This window comes from Cellulosimicrobium sp. NPDC030954 (assembly GCF_055571305.1).
In genome coordinates this window covers 235,703-256,144 of the sequence record NZ_JBVIFN010000005.1, presented here as the reverse complement: position 1 = coordinate 256,144, position 20,442 = coordinate 235,703, and the positions used below count along the sequence as shown (strand labels likewise).

At 74.2% G+C, this 20,442-nt stretch carries 20 protein-coding genes; 14 read left to right on the top strand and 6 right to left on the bottom strand.

The genetic code is table 11. The annotated features are described in order from the left end of the window. Positions 1–330 precede the first annotated feature (330 nt). Genes ACZ402_RS12610 through ACZ402_RS12600 form a run of 3 tightly spaced genes read right to left on the bottom strand, consistent with a single transcriptional unit; the run spans position 331 to position 3,934 of the window. Complete coding sequence (locus ACZ402_RS12610; RefSeq protein ID WP_375825416.1) at positions 331–1,779, bottom strand: MFS transporter; 1,449 nt, start codon at positions 1,777–1,779, stop codon at positions 331–333. Beyond that, on the bottom strand, positions 1,776–2,726 hold the full coding sequence (locus ACZ402_RS12605; RefSeq protein WP_375825415.1) for a polysaccharide deacetylase family protein: 951 nt from the start codon (positions 2,724–2,726) through the stop codon (positions 1,776–1,778). The genes ACZ402_RS12610 and ACZ402_RS12605 overlap by 4 nt, the downstream gene beginning before the upstream one ends. Continuing rightward, on the bottom strand, positions 2,723–3,934 hold the full coding sequence (locus tag ACZ402_RS12600) for an ROK family transcriptional regulator (RefSeq protein WP_375825414.1): 1,212 nt from the start codon (positions 3,932–3,934) through the stop codon (positions 2,723–2,725). The genes ACZ402_RS12605 and ACZ402_RS12600 overlap by 4 nt, the downstream gene beginning before the upstream one ends. Positions 3,935–4,083: 149 nt before the next feature. Between ACZ402_RS12600 and ACZ402_RS12595 the strand changes: the two genes are divergently transcribed. From ACZ402_RS12595 to ACZ402_RS12580, 4 genes are all read left to right on the top strand, one after another. Further along, positions 4,084–4,665, top strand: coding sequence for a 1-acyl-sn-glycerol-3-phosphate acyltransferase (locus tag ACZ402_RS12595; protein ID WP_375825413.1), 582 nt, complete (start codon positions 4,084–4,086; stop codon positions 4,663–4,665). Positions 4,666–5,012: 347 nt separating this feature from the next. Beyond that, on the top strand, positions 5,013–5,207 hold the full coding sequence (locus tag ACZ402_RS12590) for a carbohydrate-binding protein (protein WP_375825412.1): 195 nt from the start codon (positions 5,013–5,015) through the stop codon (positions 5,205–5,207). Positions 5,208–5,636: 429 nt separating this feature from the next. After that, positions 5,637–6,395, top strand: a complete 759-nt coding sequence (locus ACZ402_RS12585; protein ID WP_375825411.1) for a lytic polysaccharide monooxygenase — start codon at positions 5,637–5,639, stop codon at positions 6,393–6,395. A gap of 230 nt (positions 6,396–6,625) precedes the next feature. After that, positions 6,626–7,354 carry a lytic polysaccharide monooxygenase gene (locus ACZ402_RS12580; RefSeq protein ID WP_375825410.1) on the top strand — a complete coding sequence of 243 codons (729 nt, stop codon included), beginning with the start codon at positions 6,626–6,628 and terminating at the stop codon, positions 7,352–7,354. Positions 7,355–7,546: 192 nt separating this feature from the next. Here ACZ402_RS12580 and ACZ402_RS12575 read toward each other — a convergent pair whose 3' ends face one another. Then, positions 7,547–7,927: an RNA-binding S4 domain-containing protein gene (locus tag ACZ402_RS12575; protein WP_375825409.1), complete on the bottom strand. Its 381-nt coding sequence runs from the start codon at positions 7,925–7,927 to the stop codon at positions 7,547–7,549. 130 nt (positions 7,928–8,057) lie between these two features. Here ACZ402_RS12575 and ACZ402_RS12570 point away from each other — a divergent pair, with 130 nt between their 5' ends. Both ACZ402_RS12570 and ACZ402_RS12565 read left to right on the top strand, forming a co-directional pair. Further along, positions 8,058–8,327: a GlsB/YeaQ/YmgE family stress response membrane protein gene (locus ACZ402_RS12570; RefSeq protein WP_375825407.1), complete on the top strand. Its 270-nt coding sequence runs from the start codon at positions 8,058–8,060 to the stop codon at positions 8,325–8,327. 207 nt (positions 8,328–8,534) lie between these two features. Beyond that, positions 8,535–9,719: a GNAT family N-acetyltransferase gene (locus ACZ402_RS12565; protein ID WP_375825406.1), complete on the top strand. Its 1,185-nt coding sequence runs from the start codon at positions 8,535–8,537 to the stop codon at positions 9,717–9,719. A 62-nt stretch (positions 9,720–9,781) separates the two neighbouring features. On the opposite strand, the gene ACZ402_RS12560 is transcribed toward ACZ402_RS12565, so the two are convergent. After that, the gene (locus tag ACZ402_RS12560) at positions 9,782–10,360 is read right to left on the bottom strand and encodes a dienelactone hydrolase family protein (protein WP_375825405.1); all 579 of its coding nucleotides are present in this window, start codon (positions 10,358–10,360) and stop codon (positions 9,782–9,784) included. Positions 10,361–10,516: 156 nt separating this feature from the next. Between ACZ402_RS12560 and ACZ402_RS12555 the strand changes: the two genes are divergently transcribed. From ACZ402_RS12555 to ACZ402_RS12520, 8 genes are all read left to right on the top strand, one after another. Further along, entirely contained in the window at positions 10,517–11,644 is a 1,128-nt protein-coding gene (locus ACZ402_RS12555) for a GNAT family N-acetyltransferase (protein WP_375825404.1), read from the top strand. A 102-nt stretch (positions 11,645–11,746) separates the two neighbouring features. Then, positions 11,747–13,474 (top strand): glucose-6-phosphate isomerase, encoded by a 1,728-nt coding sequence (gene pgi / locus ACZ402_RS12550; protein ID WP_375825402.1) that lies wholly within the window; start codon positions 11,747–11,749, stop codon positions 13,472–13,474. Positions 13,475–13,743: 269 nt separating this feature from the next. Continuing rightward, entirely contained in the window at positions 13,744–14,583 is an 840-nt protein-coding gene (locus ACZ402_RS12545) for an STAS domain-containing protein (protein WP_375825401.1), read from the top strand. Continuing rightward, positions 14,580–14,984 (top strand): STAS domain-containing protein, encoded by a 405-nt coding sequence (locus ACZ402_RS12540; RefSeq protein ID WP_047233648.1) that lies wholly within the window; start codon positions 14,580–14,582, stop codon positions 14,982–14,984. Before ACZ402_RS12545 ends, ACZ402_RS12540 begins: the two co-directional genes overlap by 4 nt. Beyond that, positions 14,981–15,403, top strand: coding sequence for an ATP-binding protein (locus ACZ402_RS12535; RefSeq protein WP_047233649.1), 423 nt, complete (start codon positions 14,981–14,983; stop codon positions 15,401–15,403). Before ACZ402_RS12540 ends, ACZ402_RS12535 begins: the two co-directional genes overlap by 4 nt. Continuing rightward, the gene (locus ACZ402_RS12530) at positions 15,400–16,440 is read left to right on the top strand and encodes an ATP-binding protein (RefSeq protein WP_375825400.1); all 1,041 of its coding nucleotides are present in this window, start codon (positions 15,400–15,402) and stop codon (positions 16,438–16,440) included. The genes ACZ402_RS12535 and ACZ402_RS12530 overlap by 4 nt, the downstream gene beginning before the upstream one ends. Next, positions 16,437–18,164: an ATP-binding protein gene (locus ACZ402_RS12525; protein ID WP_375825399.1), complete on the top strand. Its 1,728-nt coding sequence runs from the start codon at positions 16,437–16,439 to the stop codon at positions 18,162–18,164. The genes ACZ402_RS12530 and ACZ402_RS12525 overlap by 4 nt, the downstream gene beginning before the upstream one ends. Continuing rightward, the gene (locus ACZ402_RS12520) at positions 18,161–19,771 is read left to right on the top strand and encodes a SpoIIE family protein phosphatase (protein WP_375825398.1); all 1,611 of its coding nucleotides are present in this window, start codon (positions 18,161–18,163) and stop codon (positions 19,769–19,771) included. Before ACZ402_RS12525 ends, ACZ402_RS12520 begins: the two co-directional genes overlap by 4 nt. Here the strand turns inward: ACZ402_RS12520 and ACZ402_RS12515 are convergent. Then, complete coding sequence (locus tag ACZ402_RS12515) at positions 19,729–20,349, bottom strand: dihydrofolate reductase family protein (RefSeq protein WP_375825397.1); 621 nt, start codon at positions 20,347–20,349, stop codon at positions 19,729–19,731. The two genes, ACZ402_RS12520 and ACZ402_RS12515, sit on opposite strands and share 43 nt — an antisense overlap. Positions 20,350–20,442 lie beyond the last annotated feature (93 nt).

The window sequence follows — 20,442 nt, the reverse complement described above, 5'->3', positions numbered from 1 at the left end:
GCCCGTGGTGAGGACCGACCAGGGTGAGACGACGTAGGGCGGGGTGGGTGGTGGTGCCGCGTCGTGGTCGGGCCTGGACGAGGGATCGTCCGGAGTGAGCTTGCGAACGCAGGACGATCCCGACCGAGAACGCGGGAGCCGCGAGGAACGAGCGGCGGATGGTAGACGCGGCACCACCACCCACCCCGCCACCCCAGGTGACCAGACCGCCGTCGGACAAGCCGACCACACCTCTACCTGGACGAACCACACCTCTACCTCGGCAGACCGGGCCTCTACCTCGGCGGGCCGGCCTTTACCTCGCGCGGCCGTAGGTCTGCCTCGCGCGGGCTACCTCGGGAGGGGGTCGGCCGCCGTCGGGGAGGCGTCGGCCTCGGTGAGGGCGGCGTCGGTGTCCTCGGGGTCGCGACCGCGGAGGGGGTAGAACCAGAAGCACACGAAGGCGAGCGCGGCGAGGACCACGGGCACGCCGCCGAGGAGGAGGCGGACGCCCGTCGCGACGCTGTCCGGCTGCACGACGTCACCCGCACCCTCGACGTACCCGCTCGCCGACAGCACGCCCGCGACGAGCACGGCCTGGACGATGACGGACCCGCGCACGACGAACCCGTTGGCGCCGAAGTACATGCCCTCGCGGCGCAGGCCGGTGCGGCGCTCGTCGTCGTCGATGACCTGCGCGAGCGCGACCTCGAGCACCTGCATGAGCCCCGCGACGCCGACGCCCACGGCGAGCCCCGCGAGCGCGGCGCCGAGGACGGTGGACGGGATCAGGTAGAGGCAGGTCGCGAGGCCGTACACCCCGACGACCCACAGCATGGCCGAGCGCGGACCGATGCGCCGCACGACCCACGACCACCCGACGATCGACGGGATCGCGGCGACGAAGATCGGGGCGAGCAGCAGCGTCGCGTCGGCCTCGGCGCCGCCCAGCGTGTAGCGCACGTAGAACGGGATCGCGGCGAGCACGATCGCGGTCGTGCTCTGGAGCAGGAGCGACCCGAGCACGTAGGTGACGAACGCCCGGTTGGCGAACGTGTACCGGAGCTGGTCCCCCAGCCCGACGGCGGCCTCGCGCTCGCGCACCGTCGCGACGTCGACGGGGCGCTCGACCATCCCGCCGAGGGACCACACGAAGAACGCGAGGCTCACGACCGCGAGCAGCAGCGCCATCCACGTCCACCCGAGCGTGCCGTACAGCAGGGGCGCGCCGGCGGTGCCCAGGATCATCCCGACGAGGCCGAAGATCTGGCGCGGGGTGTTGCCGCGGGCGCGCTCCGCCGTCGTGCGGAAGATCTCGGGGAAGAGCGCCGAGACGTTGAGCGCGACGACGACGTACGCGACGTCGAACAGCGCGACGACGAGGAGGAACCACACGACCAGGCCGGTCGGACCGAGGGCGGGCGGCATCCACACGAGCGCGAACGCGACGACGAGCGGGACGATCCCCAGCACGATCCACGGGACGCGCCGGCCCCAGCGCGTGCGGCGACGGTCGGAGACCGCGCCGACGAGCGGGTTGAGCAGGGCGTTGAGGACGCCGTGCGCGACCATCGCGCCCGCTACCCAGCCAGCACGCACGCCGAGGTGGTCGACGTAGAAGTAGACCACGAACGCGGAGAACGTCTGCATGAGCAGGTTCGACGGGAACGCGGACGCACCGTAGGCGACCGTCTGCGCGCGCGAGGGCGTGCCGACGAGCCGGCGGTCCCGGACGCGTGCGAGCAGCCCGCCGCCCGCCGTCGGCTCGCCGCCCGACGGCGCCGGGTGCGGGGCGCTCACCGCTCGCCCCGCTGCACCGCGCGCAGGTCCCGCCAGCCGACGCGGACGATCCCCTCCTCGGCGATGACGGCCGCCACGGCCGGATCGGCGAGCAGGCGGCGCTCGAAGCCGCGCTTCGCGACGCCGTAGTCGGCGACGTCGCCGAGCTCGTCGTCGTCGAGCATGGGGTGGAGGAAGATCTCCGTCACGCCGGACGGGACGCGGCGCAGCAGCGCGAGGAAGTCGGCCCGGACGTCCTCGTAGTCCTCCTCCTCGACCGTCCCGGCGCCGTCGAGCTCGAACGGGTGGGTCCACAGCCGGTCGACCAGCACGACGCCGAGCGCGTCCGCCGCGGCCGTCGCCTCGTCGAGCAGGGGCTGGAAGTCGCCCGGGGGCAGCACCATCCCCTCGGTCGTGCGGGGCAGGCGGAACGGCAGGCGGTGCCGGGCGGCGAGCTCGAAGACCTGCGGGAGGAACGAGCGCCCCGTCTCGAGCCCGTAGACGGAGCCCATGTGGTTGTCGAGGTGCGAGACGTCGACCCCGGCCGCGAGCGCCGTGTCGAGCTGGGCCGCGAGCTCCGCGACGACGTCCTCGACGCGCGCCTGCCGCTCGACGGTGAGGACGTCGCGCGGGAAGTACCCCGCGTCGTCGACCAGGGAGGTGCCCGTGCCGGTGAGCGGGCGCCACCGGTACCGCGTCCACTCGCTGGTCAGCACGAGGTGCACGCCCACGTCGACGGGGTGCGCGGCCGCGAAGGCGAGCGCGTCCGGCGCCCACCCGCACGGGACCATGACCGTCGCGGAGTCGACGTGCCCCGCGAGGAGGAGCTCGGAGACCGCGCGGTTGGCGGCGCGGCACATGCCGTAGTCGTCGGCGTTGAGGATGATCGCGCGCGCGTCGGCGGGGAGGCCCAGCCGGGAGACCAGGTCCGACGGCGGCGCCCCGCCGCCCGGCGCTGCCGCGGTCACGACGCCGCCTCCTCGCGCTCGTCGGCGGGGTCGTCCTCGCCCGGCGCGGGGTGGGCGGCGGCGGAGCGGAACACCTCGTCGCGCAGCGCGTCGCTGGCCGAGCGCGCGGCGCCCACCACGACGGCGTCGCACGTGAGGTCCGACGAGACGACCCGGATGGGGAGCACGGCGATCTTCTCCGCCAGGAAGCGCTTCACCCGGTCCGCGATCGGCGCGCGCGCCGCCTGGTTCGTGAGGACGAACAGCTCCGGCTCGACGACGAGCGCGACCGACGCCGCGACGACCCCGATGCGCTCGGCGACCTCGTCGAGCGCATCGTTCGAGGCGCCGTCGCCGTGCTCGGCGCGGTCCACGAGCTGCTTGACCGTCACGTCGTCGGGCAGGCCGTGCTCCTTCGCGAGCACGGCGAGCGACGACGCCCCCAGCGCCTCGGAACCCAGCGCCCGGGCGGGGTGCGGCAGGAACGAGACCTCGCCGGCGCCGCCGGCGACCCCGCGGTGCAGGCGGCCGTCGAGCACGAGCCCGGCACCGAAGCCGTCGCCGAGGCCCAGCACGACGAACGAGCGCGCCCCGGCCGCGGCGCCGTCGCGCTGCTCGGCGAGGGCCGCGAGGTTGAGGTCGTTCTCGAGCGTCACCGGGCACCCGAGGGCGTCCTCGAGCGCGTCGACGAGCTCGGTCCCGCCCTTCTCGTAGCCGGGGACACGCCGGATCGTCCGCAGGTCCGACCCGACGATGAGCGGGACGGCCGCGACCGCGCGCGTCACCTCGATCGTCGTCCCCTCCGCGAGCCGCGCCTGGGCGTCGCTCACGCACGCGCGGGCGAGCTCCGCGGCCGCCCGTGCGCGCGCCGTCGTCGTCGGCTTGACGTCCCGGCGCTCCGCGCGGGCCCGGATCACGCCCGTGACGTCGACGAGCGCGACCCGCACCCGGTCGCGTGCGACGTCGATGCCCAGCCCGAACGCGTAGTCCGGGTCGACGCGGTACAGCGTCGCGGCGGGCCCCCGCCGGTCCCGGTCGAGCCCGGCCTCCGTGACGACGCCCGTCGCCTCGAGCGCCCGGAGGGTCTGCGCCACGGTCGTCTTGGACAGCCCGGTCGCCGAGACGACGTCGGGCCGCGCGACCCGCGCGCCCGTGCCGAGCACGTCGAGCACGGCGCGCGCGTTGAGGGTGCGCAGGAGGGCGGGTGTACCGGCGGGAGTGGTGTCCATCTGGTCTCCGTCGAGCAGTGGGTGGGTCGATCAGACATGTCCGGGCCGTGCGGGTAGAGCGGGAAGTTCCCTACCCGCCCGGAGACTAACCAAGGTCCCGGAGGTTGTCGACGGCAACCGGTCCCCCTGTGGACGGCCTGTACCGTGGCGTGGTGATCCGCCGAGCCCTCGCCCGCGCCTACTGGGCGACCAGCCGGTGGTCGCTGCGCTCCGAGCCGTACGACACCCGCCGCCCGACGCTCCTCGTCGGCGCCCCGCACACGTCGAACTGGGACTTCGTCCTCATGCTCGCCATCGCCTGGAGCACGGGCATCCACGTGCGCTGGCTCGGCAAGCACACGCTGTTCGCCGGCCCGGCGGGCCCGCTCATGCGCGCGCTCGGCGGCATCCCCGTCGACCGGCGCGACCCGAGCCGGGTCGTGGTCGACGTCGTCGCGCGCCTCCGGGCCGGCGAGGTGTTCTCGCTCGTCGTGACGCCCGAGGGCACGCGCGGGGCGGGGTCGTACTGGAAGTCGGGCTTCTACCGGATCGCACGCGAGGCGCACCTGCCGGTGACCCTCGGGTACGTCGACCGCACCACCATGACGACCGGCCTCGGCCCGACCATCGAGCTCACGGGCGACGTGCGCGCCGACATGGACGTCGTGCGCGCCTTCTACGCCGACAAGTCCGGCCTCCGCCCGGCGCTGCGCACCGAGCCGCGCCTGCGCGAGGAGGACGTGGCCGCCTGAGGCCGAGCGCTCGCCGGAAGCTTCCTGAGCTCTTCCCGGTGACCCCGGACCGGGCCGGTCCCGGTACGGGGTCCCCGCACACCTCGGCCCCCGCCGCCCCTCTCCCGCGTGCTCTCCTCGACCCACCAGGCGCGTCCTGACCTGCGCCATCGCGGAACCCGGCGGTGTGCTGACGGGCGAACCCCTACCCCCGTAATCCTCCGCGGAACCGTTGCCCGGGGAAGCGGGCGTGCCTAGCGTCCGTCGGGTCAAGGCCGACGAACCGGGCTTCGCGCCGTCGTCGGCATCCCGACCAAGGAAGCGAGACCCTCAGGAGACGACTCCGCGCGACCCTCGTCGCCGCCGTCGTGGGCGCGGCCGCGATCGTCGCGCCGATCGTGGTCGCCCCGAGCGCCTCGGCGCACGGGACCGGCGAGTGCACCGCACCGGCGTGGGCGGCCGGGTCGGTGTACCTCGGTGGCGCGAACGTCTCGCACGAGGGCCGCACCTACCAGGCCAAGTGGTGGACGACGGGCGAGAACCCCGCCCAGAGCGGCCAGTAGGGCGTCTGGAAGGACCTCGGCGCCTGCTGACCTGACACCCCTCACCGAGCGCTGCATCCGCGGCCGGGAGACGCACCTCCGCGTGCCTCTCCCGGCCGCACGTGCGTCTCCGAGCGGAGGACGCACCAACTCCCACGACCTGGGACGCGCGGACCGACCCTCGTCGAGACGGCCGGGCTACGTGGTCCCCACATGTTTTTCACCCGCGGAGGGGCCCGGCACGGGCTCGACGGCCGCGCGCGCACGGCCGCGCAGGCGCACGATCCCGGCGAACCGGACCGCCTGGTAAGGGACTTCCCGTACCCGCCGCCGGCCGTGCGTAGTCGTTTGAGCGGACGCCTCCGGGCTGCCTACGGTCCACCCCGTCACGGCCGACGGTGCGGGCTCCGCACGGTGTCGGCCCTCCCCGACACAGGAAGCGAGTCCCCCATGAAGCGACTTCGCGCGGCGCTCCTCGCCGCCGTCGTGGGCGCGACCGCGATCATCGCCCCGATCGCGATCGCCCCCAGCGCCTCGGCGCACGGCTGGATCACGTCCCCCCCGAGCCGGCAGGACCAGTGCGCCACCGGCGCCACGTCCTTCGACTGCGGCGGGCTCAAGTACGAGCCGCAGTCCGTCGAGGCCGTCAAGGGCTCGATGAAGTGCTCCGGCGGCAGCGGCTACACGATCCTCGACGACGAGTCGAAGCCCTGGCCCCGCACGACCACCGGCTCCGACGTGACCTTCCAGTGGAAGCTCACCGCGAACCACGCCACGAGCGTGTGGGAGTACTTCGTCGACGGCCAGCTCTTCGCGTCGTTCGACGGCGGCGGCGTGCAGCCCCCCAAGGACATCTCGCACACCCTGAAGGGTCTGCCCCTGGGCAACCACACGATCCTCGCGCGCTGGAGCGTCGCCGACACGGTGAACGCGTTCTACAACTGCGTCGACCTCACGGTCACGGCGGACGGCACCAACCCCGGTGGCGAGAACCCGGGCGGCGAGAACCCCGGCGGCGGCGAGGGTGAGAACCCGGGCGGCGGCGAGCCGGGCACCTGCACCGACGCCGCGTGGTCCTCGACCGCGACCTACGTCGGCGGGGCGAAGGTCTCGCACAACGGCAACATCTTCGAGGCGAAGTGGTGGACGCAGAACAACGTCCCGGGCGCCGAGCAGTGGGGCCCGTGGAAGCTGATCGGCGCCTGCTGACCCGCTGAACCCCGCGACGGCGGGTGTCCTCGTCCCTGCGGGCGAGGGCACCCGCCGTCGTGCGTGCCCGGCATGGACGACGCCCCGGGTACGCGGAAGCACGTACGAGCTTTGCCCAATTGTCCGCACTCCGCACATTTCGTAGCGTCGAGAGTGCCCGATCCGAGAGCGGCCCGCGACGAAGCGCGCCGCAGGACCCATGCACCACCGGATGGAGAGCGAGACAACTCATGCGAAGACTGAGAGCGGTACTCCTGGCAGCCGTCGTCGGCGCGGTCGCGATCATCGCCCCCGTGGCCGTCGCACCCAGCGCGAGCGCGCACGGCTGGATCACGTCCCCGCCGAGCCGGCAGGACCACTGCGCGACGGGCACGACGTCCTTCGACTGCGGCGGCATCAAGTACGAGCCGCAGTCCGTCGAGGCGCCCAAGGGCTCGATGCAGTGTTCCGGCGGCAGCGGGTTCAGCATCCTCGACGACGCGAGCAAGCCGTGGCCGCGCACGCAGACCGGCACGTCGGTGACGTTCCAGTGGAAGCTCACCGCGGCGCACAACACGAGCACGTGGGAGTACTTCGTCGACGGCGTGCTCTTCAAGACGTTCAACCAGGGCGGCGCACAGCCCCCGAGCAACATCTCCCACACGCTGACCGGCCTGCCCGAGGGCAACCACACGATCCTCGCGCGCTGGAACGTGTCGAACACGGTGAACGCGTTCTACAACTGCGTCGACCTCAAGATCGGCGCCGGCGGCACGGACCCGGGCGACCCGGACCCCGAGCCCACGGACCCCGAGCCCGGCGAGTGCACCGCACCGGCGTGGGCCGCCGGGTCGGTCTACGTCGGCGGTGCGAACGTCTCGCACGAGGGCCGCAACTACCAGGCGAAGTGGTGGACGACGGGCGAGAACCCCGCCCAGAGCGGCCAGTGGGGCGTCTGGAAGGACCTCGGCGCCTGCTGACCTGACACCCCTCACCGAGCGCTGCACCCGCGGCCGGGAGACGCACCTCCGCGTGCATCTCCCGGCCGCTCGTGCGTCAGTCGCCTCGATCCTGGCCGACACGGGCTAGCAGCCGAACGCTGCACGTCCACGCGAGCGATGCACCCGGGAGTGCCTCGCTCGCGCTCTGGTGCAGCGCTCGGTGCGCCTGCGTCAGCCCCGCCCGCGGAGGCGGTCGAGGTCGCGGCGCTCGCGCTTCGTGGGGCGGCCGGCGCCGCGCTCGCGGACGGCGACGCGGACGGTGAGCTCCTTGGGCGGCGGGGGCGGGCTCTGGTCGATCACGGCCTGTGCGGCCAGGGGCGCGGAGACGCGCTTGACCAGCACCTTCTCCACGACGAGGATCCGCTCGGCCGGGCCGCCGCGGACGACGACCCGGTCGCCGACCTTGACGCTCGTCGCCGGCTTCGCGCGCTCGCCGTTGACCCGCACGTGGCCGGCCTTGACCGCCGCGGTCGCCTGCGAGCGGCTCTTGAACACCCGCACGGCCCAGAGCCAGCTGTCGACGCGCGCGCTCGTCGCCTCGGTCGTCGCCATCCCCCGAGCCTAACGACCGCGCCGACGGCGCCCGGCGTGCGAACCGCCTCACACCGTGCCACCGTGAAGTCAGGCATACGGGGCAGTTACGCCGTATGGCTGTTTCGTCCCCCAGAGAACGGAGACAGGGATGAGCTTCATCGGGTGGATCCTCATCGGCCTCATCATGGGCGCGATCGCACGTGCCGTCCTGCCGGGCAAGGCAGCAGGGGGCTGGATCGTCACGCTGATCGTCGGGGTGCTGGGAGCCCTCCTCGGCGGGTGGATCGGCGGCGCGCTGTTCGGCGCGGACGCGAACGACGAGTTCTTCTCGCTCACCACGTGGTTCTGGGCCTTCGTCGGGTCGCTGCTCGTGCTGCTCATCTGGGGCGCGATCGCGGGCCGCTCGGCGCGCAAGTAGACCGCGCGACGACGTCCGACGACCGCCGCGAGCGGCGGCGCACCCGGCCCGGGCTCCTGCGGGAGCCCGGGCCGTCGTCGTGCCGGCCGTCGTCACCCGAGACACCTCTCGACCCGCCGCCCGGGACGGCCGCTGCGGGACACGCCGCGCCCGGGTGCCGCCAAAAGGCGTGGACACCGTCCGTCGGCGCGGGACACGCTGGACGGCATGAGCAGCGCCGCCCGCACCGCCCTCACGGTGCCCCTCCCGCCGGGGTACGCGCTCGTCGAGGCCCCGCACCCCGCCTCGCTCGACGACGCCGACGCGTGGGCCTACCACGCCGTGGCGGACATCGGGCGCGAGCTCGAGCTGGAGGTCCACGGCTACGACGACCTCGCGCTGCGGCCGCGCGACGTGCTCTCCGGGATGGACCACCAGGAGTACGCGGCCAAGCGCCGCGTCGTGGTGGTGCGCTCCGCGGCCGCGAGCGCCCTGATCGCCGACGGCGTCCCGCCCGCGGTGCCCGACGTCGTGGCGTACCTGTTCGTCCTTCGTCCCACCACGAGCAACGAGCACCTGAGCGAGGCCTTCGTCGCCGTCCGTCCGGCCGAGCGGGGGCGCGGCATCGGGACGGCGCTGCTCGCGCTCGCCGAGCGCCTCGGCGCGGACGCCGGGCGCACCGTGCTCCTCTCGAACACCTCGCACGGCGAGGAGCCGCCGCCCGGCCCGGGCGCGCTGGCCGCCACCACCGGCGCCGGCCGCGTCCCCGCCGACGCTCCCGGTCCGCGCTTCCTGCGCGCCCACGGGTACGTCCTGGAGCAGGTCGAACGCCACTCGGTGCTCGACCTCCCGGTGCCCTCGGCGGACCTCGACGCGCACCGCGCCGCCGCACGGGAGCACGCCGGTCCGGACTACCGGGTGCACACCTGGACGGACGCGGTCCCCGACGCGTGGCTCGACCAGGTGGCCGTGCTGTTCACGCGCATGAGCACCGACCCACCGACGGGCGGCGTCGAGTACGGCGAGGACCCGTGGGACGCGCGGCGCGTGCGCACGTGGGTCGGCGAGCAGGCCGAGAAGCGGAACGGCTTCCTCGTGAGCGCCGCGGAGCACGTCCCGACCGGCACGCTCGCCGCGTTCACCGTCTTCCTCTACCCGCACGACCGGGACGACTTCGCATTCCAGGAGGACACCCTCGTGCTCCGGGAGCACCGCGGGCGCCGGCTCGGGATGCTCGTCAAGGTGGCCAACCTCGACGCGCTCGCGCGCGAGCGCCCCGCGACCCGACGCGTCCACACGTGGAACGCGCAGGAGAACGACCACATGCTCGCGATCAACGTCGCCCTCGGGTTCCGACCGGCGGGGGTGTGGGCCGCGTGGCAGCGCAGGACGACGTCGGAGGACGGCAACTGATCGTGCCCCGGGAAGGACGGGTGCGCCCCCCTGACCCCGGAGGCTGCCGCGCCGTCGGCCGGTCAGCGGATGCCGTCGAGGAAGCGGATCATCCGCTCGGTGACGAGCGCGGCGGCCTCCGGCTCGTACGAGGGCAGGCTCGGGTCGGTGAACAGGTGCCGGTCGCCGGGATAGACGAACAGCTCGGCGTCGGGCGTGGAGCCCACGAGCTCGCGCGCGGCGTCGATGTCGCCCTCGCCCGCGAACGACGGGTCGCCGTCCATGCCGTGCACCTGCACGGGCACGGCGTCGGGCCACGCCTCGCCGAACTCCGACACCGGTACGCACGCCTCCAGCAGCAGCGCGCCCTTCGCGCCCGCGCGCGTCTGCGCGAGCATCTGCGCGGGCAGCACGCCGAGCGAGATCCCGGCGTACACGACCGCGGGGTCGTACCCGTCCGCCACCGCCCGCCCGCGCTCCAGGACCGTGCCGAACCCGAGCTCCTGCACGTGCGCCATGCCCTCGTCGAGGGTCGCGTACGTGCGCCCCTCGAACAGGTCGGGCGTGTGCACGACGTTCCCCGCCCCGCGCAGCGTCTCGGCGATCGTCCGTACGCCCTCGGTCAGCCCCTGCACGTGGTGGAACAGCACGACCTCGGCCATGGTCCCCTCCTCCGGTCGTCGTCGTTGCCCGGCGGCGTCGTCGCCGTCCGGTGCGCACCGCGGCGCACGCACCCATCGTGGCGCCCGCCACCCACGCTCGCCGCGCGCGACGGAAAAGTGCTGGTCAGGACCGGGGCGCGCCGAGAGACTCCCCCCGTGAACACCGAGAGCTGGCGCGTCGTCCGCGCCCCCGGGCCGCCCGCCGACCTCGACAGCCCCGACGCATGGGCGCTGCACGCCTTCAGCGACGTCGAGCGCGAGCGCGAGGCCGCCGTGTGGGGCTGGACCGACCAGTGGGCGCCGCCGTGGGTCTGGCACGGCGTCGTGCGACACCAGGAGTACGACCGCAAGCAGATGCTCCTCGTGGTCCCCGCCTCGCACCCCGAGGACGTCGCGCCGGAGCCCGCGGACGTCGTCGGGGTCGCGCTCGTCGTCGTCGGCCGCGAGGCCAACACGCACCTGCTGTGGGCCGGGCCGCTGGCGGTACGCCCCGCGCACGCGCACGACGGCGTCCACGACGTGCTGCTCACGGCGGTCGAGGAGGAGGCTGCGGCGCTCGGGTGCACGACCGTCGTCTACACGGCGCCGCACGCCCCGGAGCCGCCCGCGGGGCCTGCGGCGCTCGAGCCCCGCACCGGCGAGGGCCGCGTGCCCGTCGACTCGCCCGAGGCGGTCGTCTCGCGCGAGCGCGGCTACGCGCTCGAGCAGGTCTCGCGCCACTCCACGCTGCACCTGCCGGTCCCGTCGGCGGTGCTCGACCGGCTCGGCGACGACGCCACCGCCGTGGCCGGCGACGCCTACCGGACCCTCACGTGGCGCGACGAGATCCCGGAGGACCGTCTCGACGACCTCGCGCGGCTGTGGACCCGGATGAGCACGGACACGCCGCTCGGCGAGCTCGACTACGACGAGGAGACGTGGGACGCCGATCGCGTGCGCAGCCACCTCGCGGACCTCGCGGGCCGACAGCAGCACGTGCTGCTCACGGTGGCCGAGCACGTCGCGTCGGGCGAGCTCGTCGCGTTCACGGTGCTCCAGGTCCCCTTCCCCGAGGTCCCGTTCGGGTTCCAGGAGGACACGCTCGTGCTGCGCGAGCACCGCGGGCACCGCCTCGGCACGCTCGTCAAGGTCGCGAACCTCCACGCGCTCGCCGCGTGGCGGCCGGGCGTGGAGCGGATCCACACGTGGAACGCGCAGGAGAACGCCCACATGCTCGCGATCAACGTCGCCCTCGGCTTCGTCGCGGACGGCGTCGCGGCGGTCTGGCAGAAGCGTCTCGCGTGAGCGTCCAGGGACCGACGGCGGCCGTTCGTGAGGCCACCGGACCATGGACCGCGGGACGGTCGGGGTGGGCGAGGGCCGACGTCGGTCAGTAGTTTGGTGGTCATGACCTCGCAGCCCGTGCCGCCGCCGATCGACCCCACCACCACGCCGTCCTGGACCGCGCTCACCGTGCACCGCGACACCGTGGAGCCGGACCTGCGCACCTGGTTCGCGGCCGACCCGGACCGCGCCCGCCGCCTCACGCACCAGGCGGCCGACCTCACGGTCGACCTGTCGAAGAACCTCGTCACCGACGAGACGCTCGAGCTGCTGGTGCGCCTCGCCGAGGAGGTCCGCCTCGACGACCGCCTCGAGGCGATGTTCACGGGCGAGCACATCAACGTCACGGAGGACCGTGCCGTGCTGCACACGGCCCTGCGCCGCCCGACCCCGCTGGGCGACGACGAGCACCTCGTGGTCGACGGGCAGGACGTCGACGCGGACGTGCACGGCGAGCTCGCCAAGGTCTACGCGTTCGCGGACAAGGTCCGCTCGGGCGAGTGGACGGGCGTCACGGGCGAGCGCGTGCGCACGGTCGTCAACATCGGCATCGGCGGCTCCGACCTCGGGCCGGTCATGGCGTACGAGGCGCTGCTGCCGTACAAGCACCAGGACATCGAGGTCCGGTTCGTCTCGAACATCGACCCGACGGACGTCGCCGAGAAGACGGCAGGTCTCGACCCGCGCACGACGCTGTTCATCGTCGCGTCCAAGACGTTCGGCACGCTCGAGACGCTGACGAACGCGCGCCTCGCGCGCGACTGGCTGTGGACGGAGCTCGCGGCGGTGGGGGCGATCGAGGACACGGACGAGTCCCGGCAGGCCGCCGTCGCGCAGCACTTCGTGGCGGTCTCGACCGCGCTCGACAAGGTCGCGGCGTTCGGCATCGACCCCGCGAACGCGTTCGGGTTCTGGGACTGGGTCGGCGGGCGCTACTCCGTGGACTCGGCGATCGGCACGTCGCTCGCGATCGCGATCGGGCCGGACCGGTTCGCCGAGCTGCTCGCGGGCTTCCACGCGATCGACGAGCACGTGCGCCGCACACCGTTCGAGCGCAACGTGCCGGTCCTCATGGGCCTGCTCAACGTCTGGTACGTGAACTTCCTCGACGCGCACACGCACGCCGTGCTCCCGTACGCGCAGTACCTGCACCGCTTCCCGGCCTACCTCCAGCAGCTCACGATGGAGTCCAACGGCAAGCGCGTGCGCTGGGACGGCTCCCCCGTGACGACGGAGACCGGCGAGATCTTCTGGGGCGAGCCCGGCACCAACGGCCAGCACGCGTTCTACCAGCTCATCCACCAGGGCACGCGCCTCATCCCGGCGGACTTCATCGCCGTCGCGAACCCGGCGCACCCGCTGACGGACGACGTCGGCGACGGCGGCGCCGTCCAGCCCGGCGCCGACGTGCACGGGCTGTTCCTCGCGAACTTCTTCGCCCAGACCAAGGCGCTCGCGTTCGGCAAGACCGCCGACGAGGTCCGTGCCGAGGGGACGGCCGAGGCGCTCGTGTCCGCGCGGACGTTCCCGGGCAACCGCCCGACGACGTCGATCCTCGCGCCCGCCCTCACGCCGTCGGTCCTCGGCCAGCTCATCGCGCTCTACGAGCACATCACGTTCGTGCAGGGCGTCGTGTGGGGCATCGACAGCTTCGACCAGTGGGGCGTCGAGCTCGGCAAGAAGCTCGCGCTCGAGATCGCGCCGGCCGTCGCGGGCGACGAGGACGCCCTCGCCGCCCAGGACCCGTCGACGGCGGCCCTCATCGACCGCTACCTCGACCTGCGCAACTGACCCACCCTTCCGCGCCGAGAACGACCTTGGTGTCGTTATCCGTCGGATAACGACACCAAGGTCGTTCTCGCGGGCGCGCAGGGTCGTTCTCGGGCGTAGGTCGCGCCCTCCACCTCATGCCCTGGTCGTGTCGCGACCTCTCGGCACCTTGCACCTCGGCCCTCGTTCTCCTTCCCCGGTGCCGGGCTGCGTGCGCACGAGCCGCACGTACACTTGCGGCGCGACAGCCGCGAGCCCGTTCGGCGTCGTTCAACCCCGGAAGGACACCGATGGCCGACGCCGCCACACCCGAGACCCTTGCCCACCTCCTGACGGAGCACGCCGACGACGTGCGCAGCGCCTGGCTCGAGGCCGCCGCGCACGAGCTGCACGGCCGCACGTCGCGCGGCGAGCTCGAGCGGGAGCAGGGCGAGATCCTCGACGCGCTCCTCGACGGGCTGCGCTCGGGCGGCTTCGGCCTGTCCGACGCCGCGTTCGACCAGCTCCGCGGCATCCTCGCCGACGTCTCCTCCGCGCGCGCCCGCCTCGGGTTCACCCCGCGCGAGACGGCGATCGGCGTGTTCGCCCTCAAGGAGGGCCTGTACCGGCTCGCCGCGGCGACGGACGCCGACACCGACGTCACCCCGCTCCTGCGCCTGGTCGACCAGCTCGGTCTCTTCACGTTCGAGACGTTCGCCGCGGCGCGCGAGGCGATCATCGCCGAGCAGGCCGAGCAGCTCCTCGAGCTCTCCACCCCTGTGGTGAAGCTCTGGGAGGGCATCGTCGCGGTGCCGCTGGTCGGCACGCTCGACTCGGCGCGCACCCAGGTCGTCATGGAGAAGCTGCTCAACACGCTCGTCGACACGGGCAGCGAGCACGCGATCATCGACATCACCGGTGTCCCCGCGGTCGACACCCAGGTCGCGCAGCACCTGCTCAAGACGGTGGTCGCGGCGCGCCTCATGGGCGCCGAGTGCACGATCAGCGGCATCCGCCCGCAGATCGCTCAGACGATCGTCGCGCTCGGCATCGAGTTCGGCGACATCCGCACGCGCGCGAGCCTCGCGGACGCGCTCGTGGACGCGCTGCGCGCGGGCCGCGACACCCGGCGGACCGGGCTCCCGGCATGACCGACGCCGTCCCCATCCTCAAGATCGGCTCCACGCTCCTCGTCTCGATCCAGGTCGATCTCCAGGACGACACCGCCCTGCGACTCCAGGAGGACCTCGCCCAGCGGATCACGGACACCGGAGCGCGGGGCGTGATCATCGACATCTCCGGGCTGGAGATCGTCGACTCCTTCATCGGGCGCATGCTCGCGTCCGTCGCGGGCATCTCCCACGTGCTCGACGCGACGACCGTCGTCGTCGGGATGCGCCCCGCCGTCGCGATCACCATGGTCGAGCTCGGGCTGTCGCTCGGCGACGTCCGCACGGCTCTCGACGTCGAGCGCGGCCTCGCGCTCCTCGCGCCCGAGGAGCGGTCCGCCGAGGACGTGCTCCTCGCCGCCGCCGAGCGCGAGGAGAGATGACGACGACGACCCCGCCGGCCGCGACGGCCGAGCGCGTGCCCGTGCGCACCGACTCCGACGTCGTCCGGGTCCGCCAGCTCGTCCGCACGCTCGCGCAGCAGGCGCGCCTGTCGCTCGTCGACCAGACCAAGCTCGTCACCGCGGCCAGCGAGCTCGCGCGCAACACGCTCGTCTACGGCGGGGGCGGCGAGGCCGAGGTCCAGCTCGTCACCGAGGGTGCGCGGACCGGCGTGCGCGCCGTCTTCTCGGACGAAGGCCCGGGCATCCCGGACCTCGACCTCGCGCTCACGGACGGCTGGACCAGCGGGAGCGGGCTCGGCCTGGGTCTGTCGGGCTCGCGCCGGCTCGTCCAGCACTTCGCGATCGACACGGCACCGGGCGCGGGCACCCGCGTCGAGATCGCCACCTGGTCCCGATGATCCCGGCCCCCGACCGTCCCGACGAGCGCCGCAGCGTCGTCGAGGACGGCACCTGGTACACCGTCGACCACCCGTCGGCGGTCGGGAGCGTGCGCCGCGGCGCGAGCACCGTGGCCCGGAGCCTCGGCCTCGACGACGACCGCGCGGCCGAGATCGGGCTCGTGGTCTCGGAGCTCGCGACCAACCAGTGCCGCCACGCCGGGTCCGGCTCGATGCTGGTCCGCGTGCGACGCACCGGCGACGACACCGCGCTCGAGGTGCTCGCGGTCGACTCCGGCCCGGGCATGCGGGACATCGGCGCCGCCATGCGCGACGGCGTCTCGAGCCGCGGCACGCTCGGCATCGGCCTGGGCACGCTGCCGCGGCTCGCGTCGTCGTGGGACGCGTGGACGTCACCGGGCCGCGGGACGGTCATCGCGGCGACGTTCGCCGCGCACGGGGCGGTGGTGGGGCTCGCCGAGCCCACGGGCGTCACGCGGCCGATGACGGGCCAGTCGGTGTGCGGGGACGCGCTCGCGGTGCGCCACGACGACGGCGTCCCCAGCCTCCTCGTCGCCGACGGCCTGGGGCACGGCCCGCTCGCCGCCGCGGCGTCGGGCGCCGCCGTGCGGGCGTTCCTCGACGCGCCGGCCGGGTCGGCCGTCGCCCTCCTCGAGCGCGTGCACGCGGCGCTCGGCGGCACGCGCGGCGCCGCCGTCGCCGTCGCCCAGGCAGCCGGGGGCGGTGTGCTGCGGTACGCGGGCCTGGGCAACATCGTCGGGGCCGTCCACGGCGACCGGGCGCGCGGGCTCGTGAGCTATCCCGGCATCGCCGGCACCCGAGGACGCCCGCTGCGCGAGACCACCTACCCGGTCGAGGCCGGGGACGTCGTCGTGCTGCACAGCGACGGGCTGACCGCCCGGTGGTCGCTCGCCGACTACCCGGGGCTCGCGACCCGCTCGCCGCTCGTCGTCGCGGGCGTCGTCCTGCGCGACCACGCGGTGCGCCGGGACGACTCGTGCGTGGCGGTGCTCCCGATCGGCCGGGAGGCGGCATGAGCACGACGCTGCTCGTCACCCAGCTCCGCTCCGACTCCGACGTCATCGCGCTGCGCCGGGCGGGTCGGGAGATCTGCCGGCAGCTCGGCCTGGACACCCAGGACCAGGTGCGCGTCGCGACCGCGCTGTCGGAGATCGGCCGGTCCGCCGTCGCCTCCGGCACCGCGGACGTGGTCGTCGGGGTCCTGCCTGGTCTTCCCCAGGCGACGCTGCGCGCCGAGATCGTGGCCGGCACGCCGTTCCTCGTCGAGGGCGACTCGAGCGACGGCGGCATCCCCGCGGCGCGCCGGCTCGTCCGTGGCCTCGAGGTCGACCCGACCGGGACGCGCGTCCTGCTCACCAAGTCGCTCCCCGCGACCGCGCGGACCGACGAGGCGACGCTCGCGGCCGTGCGGCGGTCCACCGCGGCCGCGCACGTGGCCGACGCGGTCGACGAGCTGCGTGTCCAGAATGCGGAGCTGGTCCGCACCCTCGACGAGCTCACCCGCCAGCAGGAGGAGCAGCGGCGCCTCAACGTGGAGCTGGAGGAGACGAACCGGGGCGTCCTCGCGATGTACGACCAGCTCTCCTCGGAGCTCGAGGAGACGAACACCGGCGTCGTCGCGCTCTACGCCGAGCTCGACGAGCGCGGTCGCGAGCTCGCCGCCGCGAACGAGGCGAAGACGCGCTTCCTGCGCAACGTGAGCCACGAGCTCCGCTCGCCCGTGAACTCGATCCTCGGGCTGACCTCGCTGCTCGTCGACTCCCACCTCGACGGCGAGCAGACCCAGCAGGTGGGGTTCCTCCGGGAGAGCGCCGCGACGCTCCTCACCCTCGTCGACGAGCTGCTCGACCTCGCGCGCGCCGAGGCCGGGCACGAGGACGTCGCGCCCGGGGCGGTGGACGTGGCGGAGCTGCTCGACGATCTGCGCGGGACGACCCTCCCCGTGGTGCGCCCCGGCGTCGCGCTGCGGACGGTCGTGGAACCCGGGCTCGCGCTCGTCACCGACCGCCGGCTCCTGTCCCGCGTGCTGCGCAACCTGCTCACGAACGCGGTGAAGTTCACGGACCACGGCGAGGTCGTGCTCCGTGCGGAGGCCGACGGGGAGGTCGTGCGGTTCGACGTCCACGACACCGGCCTCGGCATCCCGGCGGACCAGCTCGACGCCGTGTTCGAGGAGTTCGTCCAGGTCCCCAACCGCCTCCAGCCGACCGTGCGGGGCACGGGCCTCGGGCTGCCCTACGCGCGCCGGACCTCCGAGGCCCTCGGGGGGACGCTCGTGGCGACGTCGCGCCCCGGGGAGGGGAGCGTGTTCACGCTGCGGCTCCCGTCGCTGTCCGTCGACGAGGCGGTCGCGCCGGACCCGCGACCCGAGGCCGCCGAGGCGGACCACGACCTCGGGCACGTGCTCGTCGTCGACGACGACCGGGCCTACGCCTCGGTCGTCTCCTCGATGCTCCGCGACGACGCGGCGCGGGTCAGCGTCGCGCACGACGCGTCCCACGCTCTGGCCCTCCTGCACGACGGCGCGGCCGACGTCGCGCTCCTCGACGTGTGCCTCCCGGGGACGGACGGGGTGACACTCCGGTCGACGATCCAGAGCCTCTACCCCGCGACGGCGACGGTGCTCATGTCGAGCGCGCCCGCCCCCGCGGGGATCGGCGACGCACCGTTCCTCGCGAAGTCGGGCATCGACCGCGACCGCCTCGTCACGACCCTGCGCCGGGAGGTGAGCGCCCGATGAGCGCCGAACGCACCGTGCTCGTGGTCGACGACACGCCCGCGCACCGCTACGTCATGACGAGCTGGCTCCGCCGCGCCGGGTTCGACGTCGTCGAGGCCGGGACCGGGGGCGAGGCGCTGGCCCGGGCGTCGGCGCACGTCGACGCGGTCGTCCTCGACGTCAACCTCCCGGACATCCCGGGCCGGGAGGTGTGCAGCCGGCTCAAGGCCGACCCGGCGACGGCCCACGTGCCCGTCCTGCACGTGTCCGCGACCGACGTCGACGCCGCGGCGCGCACCGCCGGTCTCGAGGGCGGGGCGGACGCCTACCTGCCGGAGCCGCTCGACCGCGACGAGTTCCTGGCGACCATCAGCGCCCTGTGCCGGCGCGTCGACGCCCAGCGGGGCGCTGGCCGGACGGCCCGGCGGCTCGAGGCCCTCACGGACGCGCTCGTCCCGCTCCACGAGGCCCGGTCGCCGGAGGCCGTCGCCGACCACGCGGCACGCGGTGCGTGCACCGTCCTCGGCCGTGCGGTCGTCTCGATGGTCGTCGCCGAGGCCGGCGTGGTGCTGCGCTCGGTGTGCTCCGCGGAGGATGCCGCGCTCGTGCGCGGCCGCGGCCCGACGGCGGTCCTGCCGCCGACGGGCGCGACGTCCGCGGTGTTCGGCCCCGACGACGTGCCCGCGCCGTGGCGCCCGCTCCTCGCCGAGGCCGGGGTCGGCCCGTCGGCGTGGTTCACCTTCTGGCTCGTCGACGCCGCGGGCGCGCTCGTCGGCGGGCTCGGCATCGAGGTCGGCGACGAGCCTCTGTCCGACGAGGAGCGCGAGGCCGCCGGTCGCTTCGCCGAGGCGGCGACGGTCGCGCTCGCGAACCTGCGGACGTTCACCGAGGAGCACCGCATCGCCCTCGCGCTCCAGAGCGCGTTCCTGCCGGCGAGCCTCCGCGTGCGGGGCGGGGTGGAGGTGGCGGCACGGTACGAGGCGTCGGACGCGCGCCTCGACGTCGGCGGCGACTTCTACGACGCGTTCGACCTCCCGGACGGGCGCGTCACCGTCGTCATCGGCGACGTGCAGGGCCACTCCCTGCGGGCCGCGACCGTGATGGCGGAGGTGCGCATGACGCTCCGCGCGTACCTGCGCGAGGGGCACGAGGCCGCCACGGCGCTCGACCTGCTCAACGCGGCGCTGCGCGACGACCACCCCGAGTTCGCCACGGTGTGCGTGTGCGTGCTCGACCCGGCCTCCGGTGCGCTGGAGCTCACCGACGCCGGGCATCTGCCCGCGTTCTTCGTCCGGGCCGACGGCACCGTCGACCGGGCGAAGTCCGGCTCGCGGCTCCTGGGAGTGGCCAGCCCGGACGACCGCCCGGCCCACCACGACGTCCTGCGGCCGGGCGACCTCCTGGTGCTCGTGACCGACGGGCTCGTCGAGCGGCGCGGCGGGTCGCTCGTCGACGCCCTCGACCGGTTGGCGCGGGTCGCCTCCGAGAACGCGGGCGTCGGCCCCGCCGTCCTGTGCGACCGCCTCGTCGCCGCGTTCGACGACCCCGGCCGCGAGGACGACGTCGCCGTGGTGGCGGTCGCGCGTCAGGCGTCGCCGGACGGCACCTTGTCCGCGACGTCGTCGTAGGTGACCTCCGCCGGGGGCTCGGCGGGCGCGTAGACCAGGCGCACGACGCCCGTCGGGAACGTCTCGGACCGCAGGAGCGTGAGCGGGTAGTACGGCTCGCCCTCGTCGAAGAGCCGCTCGCCCGTGCGGGCCGCGACGGGATGGACGAGGAGCCGCAGCTCGTCGAGCAGACCGGCGGCAAGGAGCTGGCGCACCACCGAGATCGACCCGGCGACGAGCACCTTGCCCAGGCCCGGCTCCTCCTTGAGCGCGCGCACGGCCTCGACGAGGTCGCCGTCGAGCCGCTCGACGTGCCGCCACCCGAGGTCCTGGTCCCCGCGCGTCGCGACGACCTTGCGCATGTCGCCGAGCCGCGCCGCGAACGACGCGTCCTCGCCCCCGGCGGTCTCCCGCTCGGGCCACGCGCCCGCGAAGCTGTCGTAGGTGACCCGCCCGAGGAGCAGCGCGTCGACGTCCTGGTAGTCCTCGTCGACGGCGGCCGCCATGTTGTCGTCGAAGTACGGGAAGTGCCACGCCGGGTCGATCTCGGCGACGCCGTCGAGCGAGAGGAACAGCGTGGACACGAGCGTCGCGGTCATGGGTGGCCTTCCGGTCGAGGACGAGACGACGGGGCAGACCGGGGCACCCGCACGAACTCATCGTCCCGCCGAGCACGACCTCGCGCGCGGTCG

Coding starts and splice junctions, on each gene's coding strand:
- ACZ402_RS12520 (WP_375825398.1), top strand. CDS start 18,161: ATGAGCGCCGAACGCACCGTGCTCGTGGTCGACGACACGCCCGCGCAC.
- ACZ402_RS12575 (WP_375825409.1), bottom strand. CDS start 7,927: ATGGCGACGACCGAGGCGACGAGCGCGCGCGTCGACAGCTGGCTCTGG.
- ACZ402_RS12535 (WP_047233649.1), top strand. CDS start 14,981: ATGACGACGACGACCCCGCCGGCCGCGACGGCCGAGCGCGTGCCCGTG.
- ACZ402_RS12560 (WP_375825405.1), bottom strand. CDS start 10,360: ATGGCCGAGGTCGTGCTGTTCCACCACGTGCAGGGGCTGACCGAGGGC.
- ACZ402_RS12565 (WP_375825406.1), top strand. CDS start 8,535: ATGAGCAGCGCCGCCCGCACCGCCCTCACGGTGCCCCTCCCGCCGGGG.
- ACZ402_RS12525 (WP_375825399.1), top strand. CDS start 16,437: ATGAGCACGACGCTGCTCGTCACCCAGCTCCGCTCCGACTCCGACGTC.
- ACZ402_RS12600 (WP_375825414.1), bottom strand. CDS start 3,934: ATGGACACCACTCCCGCCGGTACACCCGCCCTCCTGCGCACCCTCAAC.
- ACZ402_RS12545 (WP_375825401.1), top strand. CDS start 13,744: ATGGCCGACGCCGCCACACCCGAGACCCTTGCCCACCTCCTGACGGAG.
- ACZ402_RS12540 (WP_047233648.1), top strand. CDS start 14,580: ATGACCGACGCCGTCCCCATCCTCAAGATCGGCTCCACGCTCCTCGTC.
- ACZ402_RS12585 (WP_375825411.1), top strand. CDS start 5,637: ATGAAGCGACTTCGCGCGGCGCTCCTCGCCGCCGTCGTGGGCGCGACC.
- ACZ402_RS12580 (WP_375825410.1), top strand. CDS start 6,626: ATGCGAAGACTGAGAGCGGTACTCCTGGCAGCCGTCGTCGGCGCGGTC.
- ACZ402_RS12515 (WP_375825397.1), bottom strand. CDS start 20,349: ATGACCGCGACGCTCGTGTCCACGCTGTTCCTCTCGCTCGACGGCGTC.
- ACZ402_RS12570 (WP_375825407.1), top strand. CDS start 8,058: ATGAGCTTCATCGGGTGGATCCTCATCGGCCTCATCATGGGCGCGATC.
- ACZ402_RS12530 (WP_375825400.1), top strand. CDS start 15,400: ATGATCCCGGCCCCCGACCGTCCCGACGAGCGCCGCAGCGTCGTCGAG.
- pgi (WP_375825402.1), top strand. CDS start 11,747: ATGACCTCGCAGCCCGTGCCGCCGCCGATCGACCCCACCACCACGCCG.